The organism is Ruegeria sp. AN6, assembly GCF_056540425.1.
Genome location: NZ_JBQFWR010000017.1, coordinates 31,363 through 57,771, shown reverse-complemented (window position 1 = coordinate 57,771; position 26,409 = coordinate 31,363). Strand labels below are relative to the sequence as shown.

Here is a 26,409-nt window from a genome sequence, read left to right as displayed (position 1 = left end):
GCTCAGCGCTCCTTCAACTTGACGGATGCGTTGTAGACGTTCATCACCATTGAGATCAGCAGCGAAGCGGTCAGATAGAACAGCATCAGCAACAGAACACACTCGATCGCACGACCGGTCTGGTTCAGCGTGATGCCACCCAACGTTGCAGTGATATCCGCATAGCCCACGGCAATCGCCAGCGACGAGTTCTTGGTGATGTTCAGATACTGCGAAATCAGCGGCGGGATGATCACCCGCAGCGCTTGCGGCAGGATCACCAGATTCATGATCCGCCCCGGGCGCAAGCCCAGTGCAGCTGCAGCTTCAGTTTGACCTTTCGAGATCGCCTGAATACCCGCGCGAACGTTTTCCGCGATGAAGGCACCGGTATAAATCGACAAGGCAAACCACAAAGCGATCAGCGGGCCACCGATTTTGATACCACCGCTGAAGTTAAAGCCCTTCAGCTCGGGAATGTTCCAAGTCAGACCCATCACCGCCATCAGCAGCGCAAAAGGCACCAGCCAAACGGCCAGTTTCACAAGGCCGGTTTTCGGACGCTCGCCAGTTTGTTCCTGCTTCAGCGTGGCGCGTTTTTCGATTTCGCGTGACGCAAACCAAGAACCGACCAAAAACACGATCACCACAACCCAGTTCAGAATTGTGGCGCTGAACAAGCCATTGGCGAATTCCGGACGCGGGATATAGACACCACGGTTGGTGAAAGCGAACAAGTCAAACAACATGCTGGATGTTGGGTTATCGCCGCGGAAGGCTCTGGGCCCTGGCAATACTGCCGTCATGATGGTGAAGATGATGATGATCCAGATCAGGACCGGGATGTTCCGGAAGATCTCGACATAGACGGCCATCAACTTTGACACGAGCCAGTTATTCGACAGGCGCAATACGCCCGCTATCACACCAAACACCGTGGCGGTAACACAGGCCAGAACAGCGACAAGCAGCGTATTGAGAATTCCAACAATAGCGGCGCGCCCATGCGAAGACTGGCTGTCATATTCAATCAAACGCTGGTTAATGTCGTACCCCGAAGGGTCGCCCAGAAATGTGTAGGAAATGTTGAGGCCGGCGGCCCTGAGATTCTGGATCAGGTTGTTGCCAAGATACCAGATGGAAAGCGCAATAACGACGGCCGCAATCACCTGAAATGTCAGTGAGCGATAGCGGGTGTCGTTTATGAGCATAGACAACCGAAAGTCAGCTTTCGGTGGGTCAGTCATAGTTGACATATTTAGGAATCCCCGTGCTTTTCGAGCGCTTCATTGTCGGCGGGGTTCTCCCCACTCTTGAGCAACTCGTAGCATTCTGATGAGAAAAGGGCGCAGGTTGCCCTGCGCCCTTTCCAATGGATTTTAGCGGAACGGCGGCGAATACAGCAGGCCACCTTCGGTCCACTGTGCGTTCAGGCCGCGAGCCAGACCAATCGGAGTTTCTTCACCGATGTTCTTGGCGAAGACTTCGCCATAGTTACCACCAGCTTTAATCGCCTTGGCGGCCCAGTCAGCGTCCAGACCCAGCATTTCGCCCAGAGTACCTTCGGTACCCAGCAGACGGTTCACTTCGGGGTTGTCACCTGCGCCGGCGCTCAGCTCATCGATATTGGCCGAGGTCACGCCCAGCTCTTCAGCCGAAACCAGAGCGTTCAGAGTCCAGCGGACAACGTCGCCCCACTCGTGATCGCCGTGACGGACCAGCGGGCCCAGAGGCTCTTTCGAGATGATTTCGGGCAGCAGGACGTGGTCACCAGGGTTTTCGAACGTGGCGCGAGTAGCAGCCAGGCCCGATGCGTCGGTGGTGTAAACGTCACATGCGCCAGCCAGATACTGCTGCTGTGCTTCGGCGTTGGTTTCGATCGGAACCGGCTCATAGCTGATGTTGTTCGAGCGGAAGAAGTCCGCCAGGTTCAGCTCGGTTGTGGTGCCGGTCTGGATGCACACGGTTGCGCCGTCCAGTTCCTTGGCCGAGCTTACGCCCAGCGCTTTGGGAACCATAAAGCCCTGACCGTCGTAGTAGTTCACGCCGACGAATTCGAACTTCAGGTCTACGTCGCGGCTGAATGTCCAAGTGGTGTTACGAGCCAGCATGTCGATCTCACCCGAAGCCAGCGCGGTAAAGCGAGTCTTGCCGGTGGTCGGAACAAATTCAACAGCGCTTGCATCGCCCAGTACAGCGGCTGCAACAGCACGGCACAGTGAGACGTCAAAGCCCTGCCATTCGCCATTTGCGTCGGGTGCAGCAAAGCCGACCAGACCGGTGGTCACACCGCAGTTCAGCTTGCCGCGTGCTTTGACATCGTCAACAGTCCCCGCCGCAGCTGCGCCAGCAGCCAGGCCGGCAATGGTTGCCATGCCCAAGATTACGGATTTTTTCATTTTTACCTCTTCCTGATTTTCCATCCCTTTATGGGACGGTTCGATCCAGCACTATACGCGCCAGAAAGGTTACCCAAAAGGTGTCTCCCCTTTAGTGGCCCGAGTTTGGGCGTATTCATCAACAAACGTCAAGGGCTGGATCAGGGAAAACGATTGATCAATTTGGGCAAAAAGGGGCGCAAAATCACGATTTGAGCTCAAAAAGTCTCAGATCGAGATGTCGAAGAAACGCTTGGCATGCAAAAACGCTGCTTTTTTTACTTCGGCTGCAGCGTGTGCCTCATCATCATGACCCCACTGTTCGATCTGCCACAGTTCATCCAATCGGGAAATATGCCAGATCTCATCTGGCGCTCGCCAATCCAAAGCCGCAGCAAATCCAAGAATCAATGATCCGGACAGACTGACAAGATCGTGAAACGCCGCCAATTGAAAGGCATTGAGCGCGTGTACCCGGTTGCGCAACGTTTGCAGTGTTTCGGTGTCTTGCGGTTGATGCACCACGCCCACGCGCGAAATTAAACGTGCGCCCAGCGCGTCGGCAGCCCAATCCAATGCAGGGTCCCAGTCGTTTGCCTGCCGGTTTTGCAAAGCCTCGGGGTGCGTCGCCCGATAGCACAACAAATCCGAATCGCCATAATCTGCCAGCATATCAGCAACCTCACCATGCTGATGCTGCACCTTGTCGATCGCCGCGTTGGCCGAACGGGTGAAAGGCATCGTGGTGGGATCGACCTCTTTTTCCTGCGCATCCCATTCATCGGCAATGGCCTGCGCCATGGCATGCGTGGGAAGGACCAGCGCTGCTTTTGCCGGTGTCTTGACACGACGACCATCCAGCTCAACCGTGTAACCGTTGTCGATCTCAACGACTGCGCCTGACGTCCAGAAGCGTTTTGGTTTCCAGTCGCTCATATTTTTCAGTCCCAGATGTTGGCCAGTGTCACTGGCAATTCTTCGAAGCTCTCGATCACGTATTGGGCAGTGCTCAGGGCTGATCGATCATGGTATCCCCAGCTTACTCCGATCCCAGCGACCTGCGCGGCAGCAGCCATTTCCATGTCAAAACTGGTATCGCCCACCATGACCGAATGAGGGGCCCCCACGCCGGTTTCGGCCAGCGCCGTCTCGATCATCGATGGATGCGGTTTTGAGGGGTGATGATCGGCCGCCTGCCGAGTGATGAAATATTGCTCCAACCCATGCGCCTCTAATAGCGCATCCAGTCCGCGCTTGGATTTCCCGGTCGCAACGCCCAGCAGCAACTCGGGCATATCATGGAGTGCCTGAATTACTTCTCGAGCGCCCGGATAAAACGGAGAGCTGGCTGCGCCCTGCTCTAACCGTTGCGCGTGATAGGCCTGTTTGTAGCCATCAACCAGCGCGTTCTGCACCAGATCGGACTGATCTGACGCAAGACGTGCCATCGCATGGGGCAGAGACAAGCCAACGATGGACAGGATTGCGTTTCGGCTCGGCACTGGCAAAGACTGCGCCTGAAAGCTGGCAGTCATTGCCGACACGATGGCACCCTGACTGTCGACAAGCGTGCCATCCACGTCGAACAAAACCAGCCGTAAGGGCGCACTCATCGCAGCTGCTCGAATGGATCGTCGGATGCCAGATCCTCGGTCCAGCCGAGCGTATCCCAACTGTGCTTCATGTGGTCTGGCAATGGGGCTGTAATCGTGATGGGTTTTCGTGTTTCCGGATGCTCAAATGACAGACTGCGGGCGTGCAGGTGAAGTTTCTTGCTGATGATGCCGCCCAGCTGAGCCCCCCAACCATCGCCGAGGTTTTCCTGTCCCGAGCCACCGTATTTTCCATCTCCAATGATAGGGTGGCCGATCGCCGCCATATGCGCCCGCAGTTGATGTGTTCGGCCGGTCACCGGCTCCATCGCAACCCATGCCGCCCGGCCCGCCACACGGTAGAGCGTGGCATAGAGCGTATGCGCGCGTTTTGCGCCGGGCGTGTCGTTCACTTCGCTCGGATGAACAGCGATCATCTTCTCGCCTTCGCCCTGTTTGCCATGCCCCGGAGCCTTGACCAGACCGGTCTTGATCTCTCCGAGATAAGGCGTCGGCACCCCTGCAACGAGCGCCCAATAGATCTTTTGGGTGTTGCGGTGCCGGAAGGCTGCCGTCAGCCCCTTGGCGGCCTCGCGCGTACGGGCCATCAACAGAACCCCAGATGTGTCCTTATCCAACCGATGCACAAGGCGCGGGTTCTCATCGCACCCAAAGCGCAACGCCTCTGACAGGCTGTCCACATGGCGGGTCTGACCACTTCCGCCCTGCACCGGCAGCCCATGTGGTTTGTTCAGCGCCAGCACGTGATCGTCCTTATAGATCACGCAAGACTGGATCATCTTTGCGTCGGCGTCCGAGACACGGTGCTTTACGACTGCCGGCTTATGGTCCGCATCCGGTAGCGGGGGCACACGCACCGACTGCCCGACCTCCAATCGAGTCGCGGCTTTGACCCGCCCGCCATCAACGCGCAGCTCACCCTTGCGACACATCTTCTCGATCCGGCCTTGGCTGACATGGGGAAACAGCCGGCGCAGCCAACGATCCAACCGCTGTTCGCCATCGCCCTCAGCTACGGTGATCACCTGTACGCCGCTCATGCCATTGCCCCTTTTTCCGCACGGCTGATCCGCCCGGATTGTGCTGGTTTCAGTGCTTTAGAAATCATGCGCGTCTGTCGCGCGCATCGGGTGCAGAGTCAAGCCTAGCCCGGATTGCGCTGCGTTCTCAGTTTGGCAAAGTACTCCAACCGTTTTTTTAGTTCTCGTTCAAAACCGCGCTCGACCGGCTGATAGAGAACCGGGCGCTTCATATCATCCGGGAAATAGTTCTGACCCGAGAACCCATCTTCGGTATCGTGGTCATAGGCGTAACCTGCCCCATACCCCTGATCCTTCATCAGCGATGTCGGTGCGTTAAGAATATGTTTGGGCGGCGGTTCACTGCCCGATTGTTTTGCCAACCGCATCGCTGCCTTGTACCCCACATAAGCCCCGTTCGATTTTGGAGCGAGCGCCAGATACACCAACGCTTGTGCCAGTGCCAATTCGCCCTCGGGCGAGCCCAGCCGTTCGTAGGTTTCCCAGCTATGAAGACAGATTGATTGCGCCTGCGGATCTGCCAGTCCGATATCCTCGACCGCCATTCGCGTGATCCGGCGTGCCAGATAGCGCGGGTCTTCACCCCCTGTCAGCATCCGCGCGAACCAATAGAGCGCCGCGTCCGGATCCGATCCACGCACAGATTTGTGCAGGGCCGAAATAAGGTTGTAGTGCTCGTCCCCCGATTTGTCGTATTTCGCTGCCCGCCGCATCAGACGCGTCGACAGCACATCAGAATCCAGTGCGGTTTCCACGGTCCAGGCGGCAACTTGTTCGATCAGGTTCAACAGCGCGCGCCCGTCGCCATCCGCCATTTCCTGCAGCGCTTCGCGCGCCGCAGGGGTTAGGGGCAAGGCACGGTCCAGCTCTTTCTCGGCCCGTTGGGTCAAGCGTTCAAGATCAGCGAGGCTGAGACGTTCCAGCACCAGCACCTGAGATCGGCTGAGCACCGCTGCGTTCAATTCGAAGGACGGGTTTTCGGTGGTCGCGCCGACCAGAAGGATCGTGCCGTCTTCCATATGCGGCAGAAACCCGTCCTGTTGGGCTTTGTTGAAGCGATGGATTTCGTCAACGAACAGCAAAGTGCCCTGCCCGTTCTGACGGCGGATCTTGGCGGCTTCGAACACCTTCTTCAGATCCGGAACACCGGTAAAGATAGCACTGATCTGTACGAAATGCAGATCAGTTTCCTGCGCGAGCAACCGGGCAATTGTCGTCTTACCTACGCCCGGAGGCCCCCAAAAGATCAGGCTCGACAGGCTTCCAGAAGCCAGCATCACTCCCAACGGAGCATCCTGGCCCAACACTTGTTCCTGCCCGATCACCTCGGATAAGGATTGCGGACGCAACCGATCTGCTAGCGGTCTGTGCGGCGAAGCCGTGGGTTCGCTCGACCCTGTATCAAACAGATCATTCACGGATCACATCCGGAACCGCAATGAGATTGTCCGCCCACCGCGTTCAATTTGAACCTGAACCCGGCGACCCGGGTCGGTCAGAACCTGAACAACATCTTCTGGCACGTCAATCTTGCCGCCGTTTATAACCTCAAGCACATCCCCTGCACGCAAGCCCGCCCGCGCGCCGTATTGTCCGGGATCGACGACAACAACACCTGTTTGAGACAGCTTCAATCCGAGGCGCACAATGACCGCCGGATTGACCCCGGAGACTATAAGCCCCGGCAGCGCGGTATCTTCGCCCAAAATCGTCTCGTTCGCGGCAGGCGTTTCGGGCGCTCGGATCAATGCGACTTCGATATCAGCACGCTCCTCACCTCGTAGCCGTGTCAGCACGGATTTGCCGCCCACCCCGGCAACCACCATGCGAAACTTCATCTCGGCTGGAGAATTCACCTCATCCCCATCCACATGCGTGACTACATCGCCTACCCGCAAGCCCGCTTCGGCCAGCGGACTAAGCGCATGAAGGTCCGACACCACAACGCCCATCGGGATGACCAATCCTAAAGATTCGGCAATATCCGCGCTCATGTGCTGACCGGCCATACCGGCCCAAGGGCTGACGAAGCTTTCATTCCCTGCCCGCGCCTGACGTAGAAATTCCGCCACCAAATTCGCCGGAATTGCAAATCCAATACCGTTTGACCCTCCCGACCGGGTCAGAATCGAAGTATTGATGCCGATCAAATCCCCATTCACATCGATCAGTGCACCGCCCGAATTACCGGGATTGATCGCCGCATCGGTTTGGATGAAATATCCACGTGCATTACCCGTCGCCGTGCCGGTCCGTGCCAATCCCGAGATTATCCCTGAAGACACAGTTTGCCCGACCCCGAACGGGTTCCCGATCGCAAGCGCCAGTTCACCTACTTCTACATGATCGGAGTCGCGCAAATGCAGAAAAGGTAGCTCGCCCGCCTCCTCCAGCCGCAGGATGGCAATGTCGCTTTCCTTATCGCCCAGCACAACCTTGGCCGAATACTCACGACGGTCCGTGGTCACCACCCGTATCTCTGTGGCTGTCCCAACCACGTGATAATTGGACACGACATAGCCGTCTTCCGACAAAACGACGCCCGATCCGAGCGAGTTCTGAATACGTTGACGGGGCTCCCCAAACCCCCGACCAAAGAAGTCCTGAAAGAACGGGTCTGAGAACAGCGAATTGGTTCGACCTTCCCGTATGATCTTGGCATAGATATTTACCACTGCCGGGGCAGCTTTCCGAACTACCGGGGCAAAACCCAGTCCAATCTCGGCCTGTGATTGGGGCACTCGCGTTTCAGCTGAGGCAGTCGCAGCCACCACCATCAGGCTTATCACTAGAATACTGCGGATCATGTGACCTCCAATCAGGAATGATCGAAGATATGCGAAGCCCGCGCCATGAATGCAAGAGCCGATGAACTGTGCGACCGCGACTAGCTTAGTCGACACACTGCAGGCATAGGCGTGGCCGACAATTCCCGTATCTGAACCTCAAAACAGAAAAACCTCCGCACGGTTGCCCGAGCGGAGGTTTATTTCCGACCAAATGGTCAGAATTTATTATTCGTCTGCAGCCTCTTCAGCAGCAACGCGGGCTTTGTCAGCCGCGCCTTTAGCGTCGACGTCACGATCAACGAATTCGATGATCGCCATCGGAGCCATGTCACCATAGCGGAAGCCAGCTTTCAGGATGCGGACATAGCCGCCCTGACGCTCGGCGTAGCGGGGGGCCAGAACTTCGAACAGCTTTGCGACGTCTTTGTCTTCTTTCAGCTGCGAAGCGGCCTGACGACGGGCGTGCAGGTCGCCGCGCTTGCCCAGGGTGACCAGCTTTTCGATGATCGGGCGCAGTTCTTTTGCCTTCGGCAGAGTTGTTTTGATTTGCTCATGCTCGATGAGCGAGCCAGCCATGTTCGCAAACAGAGCTTTGCGGTGCTCATGAGTACGGTTCAGGCGGCGGTAACCACGTGCGTGACGCATTTTCTAGTTCCTTCTTTCGCGTTTTGCTTTGTCTGGCCGGCGATGCGTGTCACCGGCTCTCCTTGGGGCGGAAGTGCCCATTTCGTCCCCGGATAGTCCCAATTCGGGCCGGGCATTTGGGAAGACGCGCTTAAAACGCGTCTTCGAATTTCTTCGCCAGATCTTCGATATTGTCGGGCGGCCAGTCCTCGACATCCATGCCGAGGTGCAGACCCATGCCGGACAGCACTTCCTTGATCTCGTTCAGCGACTTGCGGCCGAAGTTCGGGGTGCGCAGCATCTCGGCTTCGGTTTTCTGGATCAGATCGCCGATGTAAACGATGTTGTCGTTCTTCAGGCAGTTTGCCGAACGGACAGACAGTTCCAGCTCGTCCACTTTCTTCAGCAGCAGCGGGTTGAACTCCAGACCATCGTCTTCGTCCTGGCGGCCAGCCGATTCCGGCTCGTCGAAGTTGACGAAGATTGACAGCTGATCCTGCAGGATGCGTGCGGCGAAGGCCAGCGCGTCTTCCGGCGTGATCGAACCGTCGGTGTCGATCTTCAGGGTAAGCTTGTCATAGTCCAGAACCTGACCTTCACGGGTCGGCTGAACGTCATAGGCAACCTTTTTGACCGGCGAATAGATCGCGTCGATCGGGATCAGACCGATAGGTGCGTCTTCGGGCTTGTTCTTCTCAGCCGAGACGTAGCCTTTGCCGGTGTTGACGGTCAGTTCCATGAACAGGTCAGCGCCATCGTCGAGGTGGCAGATGACGTGATCGCGGTTCAGAACCTCGATGCCGGCGCTTTCGCTGATGTCGCCTGCGGTGACAACGGCAGGGCCTTTGGCATTGATCGACAGGCGCTTGGGGCCTTCAACTTCCATGCGCAGCGACACGCCTTTGAGGTTCAGGATGATGTCGGTGACGTCTTCACGTACGCCTGCGACCGAGGAGAACTCGTGCAGGACGTTGTCGATCTGAACGCTGGTGATGGCCGCGCCTTGCAGCGAGCTCATCAGAACGCGACGCAGCGCGTTGCCCAGTGTCAGACCAAAGCCACGCTCCAGCGGCTCAGCAACCAGGGTTGCCTGACGCGCGGGGTCGTTGCCTGGCTTGCCGTCAAGCTGGGTCGGCTTGATCAATTCTGCCCAATTCTTATGGATCATGTAATCCCTCCATTCCTGTCCGCGCCCCATGACCAACAAGGTGCAGACGCCCGAGGTTCAAAATGACGTGCTGGGGCCGTGCAAAAACACGGGCCCCAGCCTAATTCAAAATCGCTTAGACGCGACGACGCTTCGGCGGACGGCAGCCGTTGTGAGCGATCGGTGTCACGTCGCGGATCGACGTAATGTTGAAGCCCACCGCTGCCAGCGCGCGCAGAGCCGATTCACGGCCCGAACCGGGGCCCTGAACTTCGACTTCCAGCGTCTTGACGCCATGGTCCTGCGCCTTTTTGCCTGCGTCTTCTGCAGCCATCTGAGCGGCGTAGGGTGTCGATTTCCGCGATCCTTTGAAGCCCATGGTACCGGCAGACGACCACGAAATGGCGTTACCCTGTACGTCCGAGATCAGGATCTTGGTGTTGTTGAAGGTCGAGTTCACATGGGCAACGCCCGATGCGATGTTCTTACGCTCTTTGCGCTTGATGCGAGTCTTATCGCGTGCCATCGGTCAGACCCTCCCTTATTTCTTCTTACCGGCAATGGCCTTTGCGGGGCCTTTGCGGGTACGAGCATTGGTGTGGGTACGCTGACCGCGAACCGGCAGGTTGCGGCGGTGACGCAGACCGCGATAGCAGCCCAGGTCCATCAGACGCTTGACGTTCATCTGAACTTCACGACGCAGGTCACCTTCGACGGTGAAGTTTGCATCGATGTGCTCGCGGATGGCCAGAACTTCGGCGTCGGACAGTTCGTTGACGCGACGATGCGCTTCAATGCCCACGGCTTCGCAGATTGCTTTGGCCGAAGTGTTTCCGATACCGGTGATATATGTGAGGGCGATTGGTACCCGCTTTGCAGTCGGGATGTTTACGCCGGCAATACGTGCCACGTGTCACTTTCCTTTTTTGTTGCGGTTCCGTAACTCCGGAACCTTTTTTCACAACACTTTACCGTGGCAGTGACGCCAGAGGGTCCAGTATTATTCGAGGTGGTCGGGGCGTTTGGGACGAATCCCGCACGCGATCTTGATTCCCTTTAGGGATGGGGGTCGATATGGGCTTTTGGCGTTGGCGTCAAGGACAATTGATCGCTTCACTTATCTTCGAGTTTTGCAGTTTCGAACTTTGTGCCTTTGACTTGAAAAATCCGTAGCCCATGTTGCGAAAACTCGGCTTCAATTTCCCGCTTCTTTTCCTCAATGGGTTTCCAGATAATCCGAACCACTGACCAGTAGGCAATGAGGAATACTCCCCAGAAACTCAACGACGCAAACGAAAGGTCGCTAAAGGTATGGGGCGCAGCAAACCATTCGAAAAAGAGCGCCGCCGCTGGAAAGAACACCAGTAAGCCCACAACAAGAACTAGAGCGCATAAGCGCAGTTCCAGCCGAAGAAGGTCACCATATCTCGCAGCCGAATTTTGAAGAGTCTCCGGTACGCTGACAGATGCGCGTTGACTCAACCCAGCACGGCCTCAATCGACGCGGTGACTTCCTTGATATCCGCCAGCCCATTCACCGGGCGCAGATCACCTTTGGCGTAGTAATAACCAATCAGCGGAGAGGTCTTCTTGTAGTATTCCATCAAGCGCGTGCGCAGGCTGTCTTCGTTGTCGTCGGCACGACGGACGAAGTCATTTTCCTTGCCACAATTGGTGCATTTGCCATCCGCAGGAATCGGCTTGGTGTTGTCGTTATAGACCTCACCACATCCGCCACAGGTTGACCGCGCCGTGATCCGGTCCACCAGCGCGTCATCGTCCACGCGCATCTCGATCACCGTATGCAGTGACTGGCCCAGCTTGGTCAGCAGAGCCGACAGCGCATCGGCCTGTGCCAGCGTCCGAGGGAAGCCGTCAAAGATGAAACCGGCGCCTTTTTCGGTGGTCAGTTTCTCTTCGATCAGGCCGATCACGATCTCGTCGGTGACCAGCTTGCCCGCGTCCATGATCGCAGCAACCTTCTGGCCCATTTCCGTGCCCGAGGTTTTGGCCTCGCGCAGCATGTCTCCGGTGCTCAGCTGCACCATACCGCGGGTTTCAACCAGGTGACGCGCCTGCGTTCCTTTGCCTGCCCCCGGGGGGCCGAGAAGAATGATGTTCATCGACGAGCAGCTCCCTTTCTGCCGCGTTTCTTGCCTTTGCCGCGCAGTTGGGACTTTTCAATCAGCCCTTCGTATTGATGCGCCAGCAGGTGGCTCTGGACCTGTTGGATGGTGTCCATGGTCACAGAGACGATAATCAGAACCGAGGTGCCGCCGAAATAGAACGGGATGGCAAACTGGCCCCGCAGAATTTCAGGCAACAGACAGACCGCCGCCAGATAGGCCGAACCCAGCACCAGCACGCGGTTGACCACGTATTCCAGATACTCAGAGGTTTTCTTGCCCGGACGGATACCCGGTACAAAACCGTTCTGCTTTTTCAGGTTGTCCGCCACATCGTCCGGCTTGAACGACACGTTGAACGTGTAGAAATAGGCGAAGAACACGATCATCGACGCGAAGAACAGCAGGTACAGCGGCTGACCGGGACCGAAGTTCGCCAGCAGCCACGACATGACCGGGCCATTTGTGGCGCCCGACGAGAAAGTCGAGATCGTCACCGGGAGCAGCAGCAGCGAGCTTGCAAAGATCGCCGGGATCACGCCCGCCGGGTTCACTTTGACTGGCAGATGGCTGGAGCCACCTTCATAGACTTTCATACCGGCCTGACGGCGCGGGTATTGGATGTGGATCTTGCGCAGGGCCCGCTCCATGAACACCACGAATGTGATCACGGCGATGACCATGATGATTACACCAACGATCACGGCAGGGCTGATCGCGCCGCTGCGGCCACTGGCAAAGAACTGCGCAAGAGCAGCCGGAACCTCGGCGATAATGCCGACGAAGATGATCAGAGAGATACCATTGCCGATGCCGCGTGCAGTGATCTGCTCACCCAGCCACATCAGGAACATGGTGCCGCCGACCAGAGTGATCATGGTCGACATACGGAAGAACAGGCCCGGATCAGTGGCCAGATCACCCGATTCCAGCGAAACGGCCAGACCATAAGCCTGAACGGTGGCCAGCGCCACGGTGCCGAAACGGGTGTATTGGTTGATCTTCTTGCGGCCCTGCTCACCCTCTTTCTTGAGTTGCTCAAGCGCGGGAACCATCGATGTCAGCAGCTGTACGATGATCGAGGCCGAAATGTAGGGCATGATGCCGAGGGCAAAGATACCCATCCGCCCCAGCGCCCCGCCGGTGAACATCGAAATCATGCCGCCGATGCCCTGCCCCGCCTGCTCCATGAACTCGCGCAGGGCTGCACCGTCAATGCCAGGCACCGGAATGAAGGTGCCCAGACGATAGACGATCAGCAATGCAAGCGTGAACAGGATGCGGTTGCGCAGATCGGTGGCTTTACCAAGGGCAGCCCAGCTTGTGTTGGCTGCCATTTGTTCTGCTGCTGATACCATAAATCGGTCTCTCTTATGAAAACACCGCCCGGAACCGTTTTCCGGCTCGGGCGGCGTCTTGGAAAACTCTGTGGTCTATGTAAGCGGGTCTTGACCCGCTCACAAGCGCTTACTCTGCCGCAGCCGCTTTTGTGACCGTAAGTGAGCCGCCCGCTTTCTCAACCGCCTCAACAGCAGCTTTCGAAGCACCGGTTACTTCTAGGTTCAATTTGGCGCTGATCTCGCCTTTGGCCAGAACGCGGACACCGTCCAGCTTGCGACGAACCAGACCGGATGCAACCAGTGTATCCTCGGTGATCGCAGCTTTGGCGTCCAACTTGCCGGCGTCGACGAATTTCTGGATCAGGCCCAGATTGATAACGGCAAATTCCTTGCGGTTCGGCTTGTTGAAGCCACGCTTGGGCAGGCGCTGGTACAGCGGCATCTGGCCGCCTTCATAGCCATTGATGGCCACACCCGAACGGGATTTCTGGCCTTTGATACCACGGCCACCCATTTTACCTTTGCCGGAACCGGGACCACGACCAACGCGAGTGCGTTTCGGTGCGGCGCCAGGATTGTCGCGCAATTCGTTCAGTTTCATTTCGCTTCTCCTAAGCCGGATGTGACCCCCGAAGCGTGATGGGCCAAACACGGCATTTCTTGGTTTTGATTCTCGTGGACGGAAATCCACCGGAGCGCTCTACAGCGTTGCGGCTGCGGTTGCAAGGTTTGTTGCATCACAACTGCAAAACCAAAAGAGGCGCCGGATTGGCGCCTCTTCATCGGTGAGTGGTTGGGGTGTTACGAGCAATAAGCGTGATCGCGCGCGATATCCGCGATGTCGCAGCGGCGAACGCCGATGTCGTCCAGCTCGCGATTGGTCAGACTTTGCAATTCGCGATAGGTGCGGCTGTATTGAGCAGCACGTGCGCGGTTTTCTTTTACACGCTCAACAAAGCTCGCAATACGCGCGCTCAGGTTGAAGCCGCCATGTGTCAGTGTAGCTGTATGTGCCATATCTTTGATCCTTTCGAATATCGGGGCGCATTCCCCGATGTCACTTACTTTGTTCCTTCATTGGACAAGGGTGAGATAGGCGCACTCGATACCGCTAACAACGCGTGTTTTGGTCTAGCCGGTATGCGATAGAGTAATGGCAGTGCGGGTATCGTACCTGTTGTCACAACTGAACCAAATCGCCCATGCAGAGTAGACTAGTCATTCATCGCACTGTCTTGGATATTGTCTAATCTGTTTGTGTTAACTGCCTAATATCAACCGAATGACGCCGAATTTCTCACGCTACGCGGTCAACAGAGCGCCCGATTTCAACAGCGATACTCTCTCAATTTGGCAGTTCGGACAATTGCCAACATAATGTCTGCACGATGCTCACGCGTTTCGACGACAAGGAGGTCTGGAATGGTCCTCAAGAATTTTGCAGCGCCGCTAAAGCAGTTTGACCCATTTAGATGGATTGGAGAAGCAGTCAGCCGGATTGCGCTTCCAATTCGCATCAAGCTTCCCTTTGCTTTTTTGGTAATCGTGGGCCTGATGGTTTCGCTGGCCCTCACGGGTGTTTCAGAATTGCGCCAGGCCAACAAAAGGGCGTCTGACTTGGTAGATGATCAAATCAGGGTCAGCACATTGCGTTCGATTGGACGCAGCATCCAAGCCGTCAGACTCGCGGGTGCGGAACTGTTTCTAAACCACGGTGACAGCGAAAAGAACAAAAGTCTCGCGAGTAGGTTCAATGACGAAGTTTTCTTGCTTCGTGCTGCCGCAGATCAAACCGGAATCGATACCAGAGCCACATTTTTTGTTACGCCAGAATACGAGCAAGAATATTACGCGAAAGACAGAGATATCCAACCAGTTGCGTCGCAATTGCGTAACCTGTTCGCCGAAGGCGATATCAAAGGAGCCCGAGCTGTCTATGATACGGACTTCCTACAAACTTTGGATGCATTTGACCGTATCGTTTCCAAGATTTCATTTAATCTGGGGCAAGAAATGCGCGCGCGGGCCAAAGAGAACGCCGACGCGTTCGAACGCGCACGGCGCTTGGTACTTGGTGCATCTTGCTTTGCTGTTGCTCTTGCTTTGGTTCTGGGCCTTTCAATTTCGGCTTCTATCACAAGTTCTCTGGACCGGATAAAGCTGGCGCTGAGTCAACTCGCCGTTGGAGACTTCAATACACGCGTCAATGTATCTAACCGTGATGAATTTGGTGAACTTGCAGCGCACGCAAATCAGACAAGTATTAAATTGGGAGAGCTTTACGAGGCTGTAGAACATCAGAAGGCCGAGCTTGCTGACCTGAATTCTGCGCTGGAAAGCAAAGTGCAAAGGCAAGTAGAAGAAATCGACCGAGCAAATCGATTGCGGCGTTTTTTACCAGCCCAAGTGGCCGAGATGATTGTTGCCGCACCGGATGAACTCGAGATATTGCGCACGCAACGCGCTGAGATCACCGTGCTGTTTATCGACCTTCGAGGGTTTAGCGCCTTCGCCAATGCCGCCACTCCTGATCAGGTCATCGAAGCGCTCAACGCGTTTCATGGCGCTTGCGGCCCGCTGATTGAAGCGAGCGGCGGAACGCTGGAACGCTTTCTGGGGGATGGTCTAATGGTGTTGTTCGGAGCACCCGTTGCGATGGAAGCCCCGGCGCAAAAAGCGGTTGCTCTGGCATTGGATCTGCGCTCGGCCGTCAAAAAGGCGATAGTTCCATTTGAGGCCGGTTCGGATGCACATCATCTTGGGGTCGGCATCGGGATTGGCACCGGTGCGGCGACTTTGGGTCAAATCGGGTTTGAAGGTCGGCGCGACTATTCTGCTATCGGCCCCGCGCCCAATCTGGCTGCGAGGCTTTGCGAACAAGCTGCAGAAGATTAGATTCTGATTTCGCACGCGACTGCATGGCAGATCGACTACGAATTACAACCGGCAGGGCCATTTGACCTAAAAGGCATTGGTAATAACATTGCTGCCTTTGAATTGGACGCTCTGGTGAGCGAGCAACAGTAGAACTCATAATGGGCATGTTTCTTCGGGTGCGAATTGGCCAAAGATTCCAGTGGTTTCCACCACAAGAAAAACGCCCCCGACTATGCCGAGGGCGTTTCCATTTCTTCAAAGAGCTCGCGCTTAGCCGCGCTCTTCGATGATCTCAACCAGATGCGGGATCTTGTTGACCATGCCGCGGACCGAAGGAGTGTCTTCCAGTTCACGGGTTTTGTTCATCTTGTTCAGGCCCAGACCGATCAGGGTTGCACGCTGTTCAGCGACCTTAATGTCAGGGCTTGGTTACGAAAATACTGCTCACAATTCGCACCCGTCGAATTGAGATAGAGCCCAGATTGAATATCCTAAACTCGGTCCAAGCCTGGGCTTGTATCTTTACCTTACGAGACGCGGCCCATACTCGGCATATTCTTCCCAAATGGGGGTTGTATCACACACTCTCATTTCTGCTTCCGAGGTGCCGGTAATAGAACCCAATGACTTCATGGTAATGCCTTCGATCTTCTTGGCTCTGGCATGAAAATAAATGTCACCCTGTGTCCAGACTGTTCCACCATAGGAAGAAAAGTTTGCGTTGGCATAAAACCCGCCCATACTGATAATGCTGGCTTCGCCGCCCGGCGCGCAGTCGTCATCCTTGCCCATCTGTAATCCTGAATGCGAATAGACAGATTGTGCGGAGGTGTTGGTTGTGGCAATCGTTGCATCCTCCAGCACAACGTTCGAGGAAAACTCGATTTTGCAGTCGGTTACCATCGAGAAGTTCTCATAAGTACCCGACTTGAAGGTAATAGTGCCGCCGGAACATGCATGTTTGTAGGCCTTTCCGGAAGTGATATCTTCAGGGCGTATCTCCATTACAGAAATCGTATCTTCCGCCACTTCGGTAACGGTTGAAGGCGTAAACGCACTGGTGCCTGTCTTCAATTCGTCGATGATCGTAGGAATTTGGCTAAGTGAGGAAAAATCGTACCAACCTTCGGTCCGTGCATGTTCAAGGTTTGCGTTTGTCGCAAAGCCTGAATCAGGAAGACGAAGATCTTCGGCATGAGGCATCGAGACCTTGGCACCCATGATATTTGCATCATAGTTGTCCGGCGTGAAATAGTTATTCGACCTCAGACTGACATATTGGTTGGAATGCATACAAAAACCAGGCCCATAGAAGTTCTGGGAATCAACTGTAAGGGGGCCTTGAGCCAAGAGACCTTGATACGAACATGGCTTGAGCTTCATCGCATAGATTGCTTCGCTAGCCACGTCAAAGCTGTCAAAACCAATAATAGACAAAATGAAGTTCAGAGTTGGATTGCCTCGGTCCTGCGTCATTCCCGCATAGACGTGCACGGCTTCGGTCGCGACGGGCGATGATACAAAAGTGCGCTTATCAAAATCCCAAGTTCCAAATGTGAAATCGGCTGATCTTACCGCAGTATCCATATTTGTTCTGGGCAACATCTTCGTCAGTACGGCAAGGCCTTCTGCCCTTGCGTCCGTGGCACTCTTGGTCTGACGCGCCAACAACGCCGCATGAGCGGAAGAATCCGCCGCGTTCTGCAGCCTTTGATTATCGGCTTGGCGCTTTTGGAAATCGATCGCTAACCCCCCCAAGACCACCAATATAATGCAAAAGTACAGAGACAGAATTGTGGCCGATCCGTCTTCGTCACTCAGGAAAAAACTGGCGAGATATTCAGAGAGTTTCATCTCAAAACTCCACGAGATGGTTGCTTGTTACGTCGATCTCAACTCCGCTGAATGTATTGCGTAAAAACTGCATTGGCATCAGATCAACTGCTGGAACTTGCACTGATGCAGTCGCCATCTTGAACGATTTTGACACATCAACAGTGACATTGGCACCTAGGTGCGAGAGCTGGTTCGATAAATCTAGTTCTGCTTCTGCATCGTCGCGGTAAAGACCCAGTGAGTGCTCTCTCGATACCGTTTGGACAACGCGCAAAATTAATGACTCCTGCACAAAAACCATCGAGACATTTAAGGCGAAAATCATCAAGAAAAAGAACATCGGAATCCAGATCATAGCCTCTACAGTGAAAGAGCCAGACTCGCAGTTCCAGAAATCCGACATGCGCCGCTTCGAGTTAGAAAATATTTTTTCGTGCAGTTTTGACATTGAACAACTTTTTACACTAGCTACTTCACAAACTGCACCTTGGTTTGCAGTTTCAGCCATTTCTCGGTCCTTTCTCAACAAAGACTCTTTGGTCGAATCGTCTTCAACCCTGACTTGCAGAGAGAGTTTGCCCGAAAGCTATTAAACACCTTTTGAACACACCGTTCATATTCAATTAACATTGAGTGTTTTTCGTGCACAATTAACTGTGTTCATCAAAGTTTTCTGCTTAAAACGCTTGATTTCCTAAGGTTATCGAAGTTCCGAGAAATCTCCTTTTTTATCGGTTCGCCCAGTGAATTATTAGTCTGGCGACCTTGGAGCGCACTCAATCCACTTGGCAGGAATTGACCGAGGCGTGCACAGAATAGGTGTCAATCAAACTATCGTTCTGATGAAATGTAACCGTCATCATCATGGATATTAGTCGTGTGCGGTGCTTCGGTGTGTGGGTTGATTAGGTGTACTCACCCCACGGGCAGACGATCCGAGGGCAACTCGGCCTGCAAAGAGATGGTGCACAGGCAAACAGCGCAGGTGCCGAATGTATTGGCCGTTATGCCTTATCATTCGGAGATTGCCTGGCGATAACGGGAGGCCGTCCAGATATGAAAGCCGCCGCCCACAGGTTCGGTTGTTACACCCTCGAAATGCGGACTGAGCAGGTCGATCTCAGATTTCAGACACAGGCCACGTATCCGCCCGCCCTTGTATTTGCGCATGTCGCGTGTAAGCGAGTCTACGCTGCGCAGATAGATATGCTGCCCCGGTCCGGCCTTGGGAGCATGAACGTGCACCGCGCCACGGGGGAAGTTCCGATTTTCGAGCCTGCAGAAGATTGCCGTCTCACCAGATTCAAAGCTGTCGTTTAATTGCCCAAGGATCTCGGCGATAGGCATGCCGTAGTCCCGTGACTTCGATTGCGCCAGAACCTCGACCGGTCGCAGCGGACCGCCCAGTGCAACAACAACCAGAACCGCTGCAATGCATCCGATTACAGGGCGTCGGCAGACGTAGAAGATCAACCATGCCGCGCCGACGCACAACAAAGGCAAGATCGTGAGTGTATAGCGGTCATACACGCTGTCTTGGGCAAGGATCATAATCAAAACAAACAGGACCGCGATCGAGGACATGGCGAAATAGGCCGATGTCCTGTAGATGAACGGAATCATCAGTAGACCTGCCAGACCGGCCAGCCGTATCACGGGCTCGTCATACAGGATCAGCGTGTCGAAACCGGAGATGGTTCTAGACACGAACTGCAGGTTTTCGGGGATGAAGCGGTTGATCATCTCACCCTCGATCGACCCGCTGAGCCTATCCTGCCCCCAATATTTTGCATGCTGGAAAATCTGCCAGATGAACCCAAGGAAAAATGCAGCGAGAACCGAGTACCGAAAACGTCGATTCCGGGCGATGTCTCGCAGTTTGTCCCCATGGAACCGCGAGGTCAGCGCCACACCAATCAGAGCGATCAGCAGAAACCCCAACGGTGTCGGACCCTTCTGCAAACCGGCCAGAAAAACAGTAATCGGGAAAGTCGGCCAATAGCGTGGGTTCTTGAGCGACAAGAACAATGACAATACACCAAGCGTTACAAAAAAAACCGCACCCGCATCCAGCATCGCCGAGGTTGAATATTGCCAGAATTGATCGGATGTGGACAACAGCAACACCGAGATCGGCATCAGCCAAACCTGACGCGGAAACATAACATAGGCGAGCGCTGCGGTGGCTATCATCGCTCCGGCTGCAAAGATCAGAGAGGGAATGCGCAGCGCGATCAGATCGGTCAGACCTGCCTGGATCAGGCCCGCGGACATCCAATATTGCAGGGGCGGCTTTTCGAGTGAGGGTTTGCCAAGGCTGTAAACTGTAAACCAGTCCTGAAACGCCGCAAAACCCAGGGTTCGGTCATGGGTATAAAACTCGTCATAGCGCCACAGATCCCCGCCGCCGAGGTTCTGCGCGTGCCAGTACGCCGCGGTGATGACGATGCAGATACAGGCCAGCACCGCATAGCCAAACCCGTTTTGAAATTTACTGCTCTTGAGCTCAATCTGCGTCATTTTTTCAAAATCCATGTTATTTTGGGATTCACGGGTCTCTGCGCCAGTTCAGCACAACCCATGGGATTGATGATACGAAAAACCCAGAACCAGTTCGATGGTTAGGTGGCCGGAATATAAAAAACGCCCCCGGTCCGGTCAGGGGCGTTCTTATTCCACAAAGAAATCGTGCTCATCCGCGTTCTTTGATGATCTCTACCAGATGCGGGATCTTGTTGACCATGCCTTGCACTGAACGCGAATCTTCGAGTTCACGGTTGCGGTGCATCTTGTTCAGACCCAGACTGATCGGGGTTGCGCGCTGTTCGGTAAGTCTCCGGATCGTCCACCAAGGCTGAGCCATCTTGGTGATGATCATCTGATCATTCCGTGGGCACCCGGCGGTAACTGGACGCGGTCCAAATAAAGAACTCGCCAACTGCAAGCTCGGTCGTCAAATCCTCAAAATATGGACCAATCTGATCAATCTCGGATTTTTGGCAGAGCCCGCGCACCGGCCCACCTTTGTATTTCTTCATGTTGCGCTCAATTGTGTCGACACTTTTGACATAGATATAGCCGCCGCTCCCCGCCTTGGGCGCATGAACGTGGATAGCGCCCGGCGGGAAATACTTGTTATTGATCCGACAAAAGACGGCTGTTTCACCGGGCCCGAAGGTCGTTTCCAACCGCCCGAGAATTGTGCCGACGGGCAAGCTGAAGTTTCTAGAAGTCGATTGCGAAAGAGCATCGTATGGGCGCAGCGGACCCCCAAGAAGAATAGCGAGCAGAACTGTCGCCAAGACACTGATCAAAGGACGGCGGCACAGTTGGAAAATCAACCAGGCCGCGCCAATGCACAGCAACGGTAAGATCGTCAGCGTGTATCTCGAATATACCCTGTCCTGCCCAAGTACCATGATCAGCACAAAGAACACCGTCACAGATGACATGGCAAAATAGGCGGGCCGTTTTACCACGAAAGGCATCACCAGAAGCCCCGCAAAACCGGCAAGCCGTACCATGGGTTCACCATGCAGAATGAGAGTGTCAAAATTTGACAGGGTTGTCGAAAGAAACTCTGCATTCTCCGGGATAAACCGATTGATCATTTCGCGTTCGATTGAGCCATCCAGCCGGTCCTGGCCCCAATACCGGATATGCTGAAAAATCTGCCAGGCAAAACCGGTAATAAACGCAATACCGACCGAAAATCCAAAGCGCGTATTCCCACAGATTTCCCGCACACGTTCGCCATGGAAGCGTGAGGTCAGTGAGATTCCAATCAGGCTGATGAGCAGGAACGCTAGCGGTGTCGGAGCTTTCTGCATACCAGCAAGGAACACGGCAGCTGGGAACGTCGGCCAATAGCGCGGGTTCATCAGGGACATGAACACCGAAACCAATCCCAGGGTTGAAAACAGGACGGCACCCGCATCCAGCATCGCAGAGGTTGAGTATTGCCAGAACTGGTTGGATGTGGACAACAGCAGCACCGATGCGGGCATCAGCCAGACCTGGCGCGGGAACATGGCGTAGGCCAACATTGCGGTCGCCAACATCGAACCCGCCGCAAAAATCAGTGATGGCAGCCGAAGGGCTATCAGATCGGTCAATCCAGCCTCGATGAGGCCTGCGGAGAACCAGTATTGGAGCGGGGGTTTCTTTAGCGTTGGTATGCCCAGGCTATAAACGGTGAACCAGTCCTCGAACGCAGAAAAACCCAAAGTCCTGTCGTGCGTGAAAAATTCATCGAAATGGGCAAGGCCCCCGGCCCCCAGATCCCGAGAATGCCAGTACACCGCGGCAATGACGATACAGATACAGGCCAATAACGCATAGCCAAACCCGTTGTGTCGTCCAGTTTCCATTTCAACCGTCACGTATGCTGTTTTTTGGTTCAGTAGGTTCCAGGTCAATGCGGTGCAAGCCAAATGTATGCGCGCGAGGACGGATTCTCTGATGGATAAACCGAGGCGGTATGTGCCCTTGTATGACCTGCGCCGGGCCTGCGCCAAATGGGTCGCAAACAAAAAACGCCACCGATATCATCGGAGGCGCCTTTTGCATTTGATATGGCGCTTAACCGCGCTCTTCGATGATCTCAACCAGATGCGGGATCTTGTTGACCATACCGCGAACGGAAGGCGTGTCTTCCAGCTCGCGAGTTTTGTGCATTTTGTTCAGGCCCAGACCGATCAGGGTTGCGCGCTGTTCGGCGGGGCGGCGGATCGGGGAGCCGATCTGCTTGACGACGATGGTTTTTGCCATGGGTCGCTCTCCTTATGCTTCTGCTTCAGCAGCAGCTGGTGCTTCTTCCCGCTTGGGCAGGATGTCGGCAACCTTTTTGCCACGACGTGCGGCAACCGAACGCGGGCTCTGCTCTTTCTGCAGGCCGTTGATGGTCGCGCGGATCATGTTGTAGGGGTTCTGCGAGCCCAGCGACTTGGACACAACGTCCTTTACGCCCAGCATTTCGAACACGGCACGCATCGGACCACCGGCGATGATACCGGTACCTTCAGGTGCGGTCCGCATGACCACTTTACCAGCGCCGTGGCGACCCTCGATGTCGTGGTGCAGTGTACGACCTTCGCGCAGTTGCACGCGGATCATCTGACGCTTGGCTTGCTCGGTCGCCTTACGGATGGCCTCGGGTACTTCTTTCGCTTTACCTTTGCCAAAGCCGACGCGGCCTTTCTGATCGCCGACAACCACCAGAGCGGCGAAGCCAAAGCGCTTACCACCTTTTACGGTTTTCGACACACGGTTGATCGCAACCAGACGATCTGCGAATTCCGGTGCTTCATCGCGGTCACGACCACGGCCCCGGCGGTTTTCACGTTCTGCCATTTGGCATCCCTTTTCTCATGTGGCGCCATTAGCGCCGTTTGTTCAATCCAAGTGAGCCCCGACTAGTGCCGAGGCCCCCGGATCATCGGGGCAGCCGCAAAGCTGCCCGCAAGTCTTAGATCTTAAGACCACCTTCACGCGCGGCGTCGGCAACTGCCTTCACCTTGCCGTGGAACAGGAAGCCACCACGATCGAAATAGGCCTCTTCGACGCCTGCCTTCTTGGCACGCTCGGCGATGGCCGCGCCCACTTTGGTAGCCGCTTCGACGTTGTTCTTGCCAACAACACCCAGATCTTTTTCCAGGGTCGAGGCCGACGCCAGGGTCACGCCACGTACGTCGTCGATCAGCTGAACAGAGATGTTCTTGTTCGAACGGTGTACGGACAAACGCGGGCGACCCGCGTTGACCTTGCGAAGTTTGTTCCGAACGCGCAGGCGGCGCTTCAGAAACAGGGTTCTTTTGCTGTTTGCCATTGTTTGCGTCCTTACTTCTTCTTGCCTTCCTTGCGGAAGATGAACTCGCCCTTGTAGCGGATGCCCTTGCCTTTGTACGGCTCGGGACGGCGCCATTCGCGGATTTTGGCCGCGACTTCGCCCACCTGCTGCTGGTCGATACCTTCCACAACGATCTCGGTCTGCTTCGGTGCGGTGATGGTGACACCTTCCGGAGCAGTGAAATCAACATCGTGGCTGTAACCCAGGTTCAGCTTCAGGGTGTTGCCCTGCATCTGAGCACGGTAACCAACACCCTGGATCTCCAGCTCTTTTTTGAAGCCGTTTGTCACGCCTTCAACAAGATTGGCAACCATAGTGCGGCTCATGCCCCACTGCTGGCGCGCGCGCTTGGACATCCCACGAGGGTTGATCTGCACAACGTTGTCTTCGACCGACAGCGTTACGTCATCGGTTGCGGTGAAGCTACGGGTGCCTTTCGGACCTTTCACTTCGATGGTCTGACCCGACACAGAGGCGGAAACGCCGCTGGGCAGCTCGACCGGTTTTTTACCAATACGAGACATTGACAGACCTCCTTAGAAGACGGTGCAGAGCACTTCGCCGCCAACATTGTTGGAGCGAGCGTTTGCGTCCGACATCACACCTTTCGGAGTGCTGACAATCGACACGCCCAGACCCTGACGGACCTGCGGGATGTCATTGACGCCCATGTATACGCGACGACCGGGTTTTGAGACCCGCTTCAGTTCGCGAATAACAGGGGTGCCTTCGTAGTATTTCAGGCTGATTTCGATGGCCGGATGACCGTTTTCACCGGTCGTCGCTTCGTAGCCACGAATGTAACCTTCGTCCGCCAGCACGTCCAGAACCCAACCGCGCAGCTTGGAAGCCGGGGTGGAAACGGTGGACTTGCCGCGCATTTGCGCGTTGCGGATACGGGTGAGCATATCGCCGATAGGATCATTCATATCTATGTCTCCCTTACCAGCTCGATTTCACCATGCCGGGGATCTGACCAGCAGAACCCAGCTCGCGCAGCGCGATACGGCTGACCTTCAGCTTACGGTAGTAAGCGTGAGGACGACCGGTCAGCTGACAACGGTTGTGCAGACGGGTTGCCGAGCTGTTGCGCGGCAGTTTCGCCAGTTTCAGACGCGCTTTGAAACGCTCTTCCATCGGCTTGCTCTCGTCATTCGCGATTTCTTTCAGCTCGGCACGCTTTGCGGCATATTTGGCCACCAGGCGTTCGCGCTTCTTCTCGCGTTCGATCATTGCTTTTTTAGCCATGTCTCAATCCTCCCGGCGCTTACGCGTTGAACGGCATGTTGAATGCTTTCAACAATGCCTTTGCTTCAGCGTCGGTTTTCGCTGTGGTGGCAATTACGATATCCAGGCCCCAGACCTCGTCGACCTTGTCGAAGTCGATTTCCGGGAACACGATGTGCTCTTTCATGCCCATGGCAAAGTTGCCACGACCATCGAAAGACGGCTTAACACCGCGGAAGTCACGAACGCGAGGCATCGCGATGGTGATCAGACGATCCAGGAATTCGTACATCCGGTCACCGCGCAGGGTCACTTTCGCACCCAGCGGCATGTCTTCACGGACGCGGAAACCCGCGATCGACTTCTTCGCCTTGGTTGCAACAGCCTTCTGGCCAGCAATCGCAGTCAGATCCTCGACAGCAGCTTTCGCTTTCTTCGAGTCTTTGACGGCCTCAGCACCACAACCGATGTTCAGAACGATTTTTTCCAGCTTGGGCAGCTGCATGTCGTTCTTATAGCCGAACTCTTCTTTCAGAGCGGCACGGATGGTTTCGGCGTACTGAGTTTTCAGACGCGGGGTGTAGGTTGCGTTATCAAGCATCGATCACGTCCCCTGTGGTCTTGGCGAAGCGCACCTTCTTGTCGCCTTCCATGCGGAAGCCAACGCGGGTTGCTTTGCCGTTTTTGTCCAGCAGTGCCAGGTTCGACAGCTCGATCGGGTTTGCCTGAGGCAGGCGACCACCTTGCGAGGTTTGCGACTGACGGGTGTGGCGGATGGCGATGTTGATGCCATCGACAACAGCTTTACCGGCTTTCGGGTCAACCGAGGTGATAGTCCCCTCTTTGCCCTTGTCCTTGCCGGCCAGCACGACGACCTTGTCGCCTTTGCGGAGTTTAGCAGCCATGATTACAGCACCTCCGGAGCCAGCGAGATGATTTTCATGAAATTCTTGCCGCGCAGTTCGCGAACAACGGGGCCAAAGATACGGGTACCGACTGGCTCGTTGTTGTTGTTCAGGATGACGGCGGCGTTGCGATCGAAACGGATCGCGGTGCCGTCTTCGCGACGGACTTCCTTGGCGGTGCGTACGACGACGGCCTTTCGGACGTCACCTTTCTTTACGCGACCGCGCGGGATGGCTTCCTTCACCGAGACGACAATGATGTCGCCAACGGAGGCGTATTTACGCTTGGAACCACCCAGGACCTTGATGCACTGAACTCGGCGTGCGCCGGAGTTGTCAGCGACATCCAGATTGGTCTGCATCTGGATCATGTGGTTTCTCCCGACCTGTGGGGGCTGGTCTCGTTAAATCCCCCAGGGTTTCGACAAATGAAAAGTCCTGGGGGCTTACGCCTCCAGAACCTCCCAACGTTTCGTCTTCGATTTCGGTGCGCATTCGATGATGCGAACTGAGTCACCGACCTTGAAGGCGTTCTTTTCATCGTGAGCCCGGTATTTCTTGGACTTACGGATGGTTTTCTTCAGAACCGGATGCGTAAAGCGGCGCTCGACGGATACGGTTACGGTCTGTTCGTTGGCGTCGCTGGTCACGGTGCCTTGCAGGATACGCTTGGGCATCTG

32 protein-coding genes and 1 pseudogene are annotated in these 26,409 nt (G+C 55.4%); 1 reads left to right on the top strand and 32 read right to left on the bottom strand.

Annotated features, from left to right (window positions below):
- Window positions 1–2 precede the first annotated feature (2 nt).
- From ACR0MQ_RS19725 to ACR0MQ_RS19650, 16 genes are all read right to left on the bottom strand, one after another.
- A complete protein-coding gene (locus tag ACR0MQ_RS19725; protein ID WP_170478212.1) occupies window positions 3–1,235 on the bottom strand; it encodes an amino acid ABC transporter permease in 1,233 nt (410 codons plus the stop codon).
- Window positions 1,236–1,358: 123 nt separating this feature from the next.
- Window positions 1,359–2,378, bottom strand: a complete 1,020-nt coding sequence (locus ACR0MQ_RS19720) for an amino acid ABC transporter substrate-binding protein (protein ID WP_010437135.1) — start codon at window positions 2,376–2,378, stop codon at window positions 1,359–1,361.
- Window positions 2,379–2,585: 207 nt separating this feature from the next.
- Complete coding sequence (locus tag ACR0MQ_RS19715) at window positions 2,586–3,293, bottom strand: ATP12 family protein (RefSeq protein WP_170775940.1); 708 nt, start codon at window positions 3,291–3,293, stop codon at window positions 2,586–2,588.
- 5 nt (window positions 3,294–3,298) lie between these two features.
- On the bottom strand, window positions 3,299–3,970 hold the full coding sequence (locus tag ACR0MQ_RS19710; RefSeq protein WP_480610260.1) for an HAD-IA family hydrolase: 672 nt from the start codon (window positions 3,968–3,970) through the stop codon (window positions 3,299–3,301).
- The gene (locus ACR0MQ_RS19705) at window positions 3,967–5,010 is read right to left on the bottom strand and encodes an RluA family pseudouridine synthase (protein ID WP_170775938.1); all 1,044 of its coding nucleotides are present in this window, start codon (window positions 5,008–5,010) and stop codon (window positions 3,967–3,969) included. Before ACR0MQ_RS19705 ends, ACR0MQ_RS19710 begins: the two co-directional genes overlap by 4 nt.
- A gap of 104 nt (window positions 5,011–5,114) precedes the next feature.
- A complete protein-coding gene (locus tag ACR0MQ_RS19700) occupies window positions 5,115–6,428 on the bottom strand; it encodes a replication-associated recombination protein A (RefSeq protein WP_480610258.1) in 1,314 nt (437 codons plus the stop codon).
- 3 nt (window positions 6,429–6,431) lie between these two features.
- On the bottom strand, window positions 6,432–7,817 hold the full coding sequence (locus ACR0MQ_RS19695; RefSeq protein WP_480610256.1) for a trypsin-like peptidase domain-containing protein: 1,386 nt from the start codon (window positions 7,815–7,817) through the stop codon (window positions 6,432–6,434).
- 207 nt (window positions 7,818–8,024) lie between these two features.
- Complete coding sequence (rplQ, locus tag ACR0MQ_RS19690; RefSeq protein WP_480610254.1) at window positions 8,025–8,444, bottom strand: 50S ribosomal protein L17; 420 nt, start codon at window positions 8,442–8,444, stop codon at window positions 8,025–8,027.
- 130 nt (window positions 8,445–8,574) lie between these two features.
- Window positions 8,575–9,591: a DNA-directed RNA polymerase subunit alpha gene (locus ACR0MQ_RS19685; RefSeq protein ID WP_010437127.1), complete on the bottom strand. Its 1,017-nt coding sequence runs from the start codon at window positions 9,589–9,591 to the stop codon at window positions 8,575–8,577.
- Window positions 9,592–9,706: 115 nt separating this feature from the next.
- Window positions 9,707–10,096 carry a 30S ribosomal protein S11 gene (gene rpsK / locus ACR0MQ_RS19680; RefSeq protein ID WP_010437126.1) on the bottom strand — a complete coding sequence of 130 codons (390 nt, stop codon included), beginning with the start codon at window positions 10,094–10,096 and terminating at the stop codon, window positions 9,707–9,709.
- A gap of 15 nt (window positions 10,097–10,111) precedes the next feature.
- On the bottom strand, window positions 10,112–10,480 hold the full coding sequence (rpsM, locus tag ACR0MQ_RS19675; protein WP_008757392.1) for a 30S ribosomal protein S13: 369 nt from the start codon (window positions 10,478–10,480) through the stop codon (window positions 10,112–10,114).
- Window positions 10,481–10,683: 203 nt separating this feature from the next.
- Window positions 10,684–11,052 (bottom strand): hypothetical protein, encoded by a 369-nt coding sequence (locus tag ACR0MQ_RS19670; protein WP_170775935.1) that lies wholly within the window; start codon window positions 11,050–11,052, stop codon window positions 10,684–10,686.
- Complete coding sequence (locus tag ACR0MQ_RS19665) at window positions 11,049–11,693, bottom strand: adenylate kinase (RefSeq protein ID WP_170424551.1); 645 nt, start codon at window positions 11,691–11,693, stop codon at window positions 11,049–11,051. The genes ACR0MQ_RS19670 and ACR0MQ_RS19665 overlap by 4 nt, the downstream gene beginning before the upstream one ends.
- Complete coding sequence (gene secY, locus ACR0MQ_RS19660) at window positions 11,690–13,054, bottom strand: preprotein translocase subunit SecY (RefSeq protein WP_010437121.1); 1,365 nt, start codon at window positions 13,052–13,054, stop codon at window positions 11,690–11,692. Before secY ends, ACR0MQ_RS19665 begins: the two co-directional genes overlap by 4 nt.
- A gap of 109 nt (window positions 13,055–13,163) precedes the next feature.
- Window positions 13,164–13,637, bottom strand: a complete 474-nt coding sequence (gene rplO, locus ACR0MQ_RS19655; protein WP_170775934.1) for a 50S ribosomal protein L15 — start codon at window positions 13,635–13,637, stop codon at window positions 13,164–13,166.
- Between the two features lie 200 nt (window positions 13,638–13,837).
- Window positions 13,838–14,053: a DUF1127 domain-containing protein gene (locus ACR0MQ_RS19650; protein ID WP_170775933.1), complete on the bottom strand. Its 216-nt coding sequence runs from the start codon at window positions 14,051–14,053 to the stop codon at window positions 13,838–13,840.
- Between the two features lie 405 nt (window positions 14,054–14,458).
- On the opposite strand from ACR0MQ_RS19650, the gene ACR0MQ_RS19645 reads away from it, so the two are divergent.
- Entirely contained in the window at window positions 14,459–15,931 is a 1,473-nt protein-coding gene (locus ACR0MQ_RS19645) for an adenylate/guanylate cyclase domain-containing protein (RefSeq protein ID WP_480610250.1), read from the top strand.
- A gap of 252 nt (window positions 15,932–16,183) precedes the next feature.
- Here ACR0MQ_RS19645 and rpmD (ACR0MQ_RS19640) read toward each other — a convergent pair.
- The 16 genes and pseudogenes from rpmD (ACR0MQ_RS19640) to rpsQ form a co-directional block, all read right to left on the bottom strand.
- A pseudogene (gene rpmD / locus ACR0MQ_RS19640) lies at window positions 16,184–16,321 on the bottom strand (50S ribosomal protein L30); the annotation flags it as partial.
- Window positions 16,322–16,435: 114 nt separating this feature from the next.
- Complete coding sequence (locus ACR0MQ_RS19635) at window positions 16,436–17,767, bottom strand: TadE/TadG family type IV pilus assembly protein (protein ID WP_480610248.1); 1,332 nt, start codon at window positions 17,765–17,767, stop codon at window positions 16,436–16,438.
- A 1-nt stretch (window position 17,768) separates the two neighbouring features.
- Complete coding sequence (locus ACR0MQ_RS19630; RefSeq protein WP_480610246.1) at window positions 17,769–18,257, bottom strand: TadE/TadG family type IV pilus assembly protein; 489 nt, start codon at window positions 18,255–18,257, stop codon at window positions 17,769–17,771.
- A gap of 506 nt (window positions 18,258–18,763) precedes the next feature.
- Window positions 18,764–20,269, bottom strand: coding sequence for an ArnT family glycosyltransferase (locus ACR0MQ_RS19625; protein WP_480610244.1), 1,506 nt, complete (start codon window positions 20,267–20,269; stop codon window positions 18,764–18,766).
- A 172-nt stretch (window positions 20,270–20,441) separates the two neighbouring features.
- On the bottom strand, window positions 20,442–20,627 hold the full coding sequence (gene rpmD / locus ACR0MQ_RS19620; protein WP_170775928.1) for a 50S ribosomal protein L30: 186 nt from the start codon (window positions 20,625–20,627) through the stop codon (window positions 20,442–20,444).
- 4 nt (window positions 20,628–20,631) lie between these two features.
- Window positions 20,632–22,119, bottom strand: a complete 1,488-nt coding sequence (locus ACR0MQ_RS19615; RefSeq protein ID WP_480610242.1) for an ArnT family glycosyltransferase — start codon at window positions 22,117–22,119, stop codon at window positions 20,632–20,634.
- 211 nt (window positions 22,120–22,330) lie between these two features.
- Entirely contained in the window at window positions 22,331–22,519 is a 189-nt protein-coding gene (rpmD, locus tag ACR0MQ_RS19610) for a 50S ribosomal protein L30 (protein WP_008757946.1), read from the bottom strand.
- A gap of 12 nt (window positions 22,520–22,531) precedes the next feature.
- Window positions 22,532–23,101, bottom strand: coding sequence for a 30S ribosomal protein S5 (gene rpsE / locus ACR0MQ_RS19605; protein ID WP_170775926.1), 570 nt, complete (start codon window positions 23,099–23,101; stop codon window positions 22,532–22,534).
- Between the two features lie 115 nt (window positions 23,102–23,216).
- The gene (gene rplR, locus ACR0MQ_RS19600) at window positions 23,217–23,576 is read right to left on the bottom strand and encodes a 50S ribosomal protein L18 (protein WP_010437103.1); all 360 of its coding nucleotides are present in this window, start codon (window positions 23,574–23,576) and stop codon (window positions 23,217–23,219) included.
- 11 nt (window positions 23,577–23,587) lie between these two features.
- Entirely contained in the window at window positions 23,588–24,121 is a 534-nt protein-coding gene (gene rplF, locus ACR0MQ_RS19595) for a 50S ribosomal protein L6 (RefSeq protein ID WP_010437101.1), read from the bottom strand.
- Between the two features lie 12 nt (window positions 24,122–24,133).
- Window positions 24,134–24,526, bottom strand: coding sequence for a 30S ribosomal protein S8 (rpsH, locus tag ACR0MQ_RS19590; RefSeq protein ID WP_010437099.1), 393 nt, complete (start codon window positions 24,524–24,526; stop codon window positions 24,134–24,136).
- A 13-nt stretch (window positions 24,527–24,539) separates the two neighbouring features.
- Window positions 24,540–24,845: a 30S ribosomal protein S14 gene (gene rpsN / locus ACR0MQ_RS19585; protein WP_010437098.1), complete on the bottom strand. Its 306-nt coding sequence runs from the start codon at window positions 24,843–24,845 to the stop codon at window positions 24,540–24,542.
- Window positions 24,846–24,864: 19 nt separating this feature from the next.
- Window positions 24,865–25,425: a 50S ribosomal protein L5 gene (gene rplE / locus ACR0MQ_RS19580; protein WP_170592319.1), complete on the bottom strand. Its 561-nt coding sequence runs from the start codon at window positions 25,423–25,425 to the stop codon at window positions 24,865–24,867.
- Window positions 25,418–25,729, bottom strand: a complete 312-nt coding sequence (rplX, locus tag ACR0MQ_RS19575; RefSeq protein ID WP_010437096.1) for a 50S ribosomal protein L24 — start codon at window positions 25,727–25,729, stop codon at window positions 25,418–25,420. The genes rplE and rplX overlap by 8 nt, the downstream gene beginning before the upstream one ends.
- Window positions 25,730–25,731: 2 nt before the next feature.
- Window positions 25,732–26,100, bottom strand: a complete 369-nt coding sequence (rplN, locus tag ACR0MQ_RS19570) for a 50S ribosomal protein L14 (protein ID WP_008757934.1) — start codon at window positions 26,098–26,100, stop codon at window positions 25,732–25,734.
- 75 nt (window positions 26,101–26,175) lie between these two features.
- Entirely contained in the window at window positions 26,176–26,406 is a 231-nt protein-coding gene (gene rpsQ, locus ACR0MQ_RS19565; protein WP_010437084.1) for a 30S ribosomal protein S17, read from the bottom strand.
- Window positions 26,407–26,409: the final 3 nt, after the last annotated feature.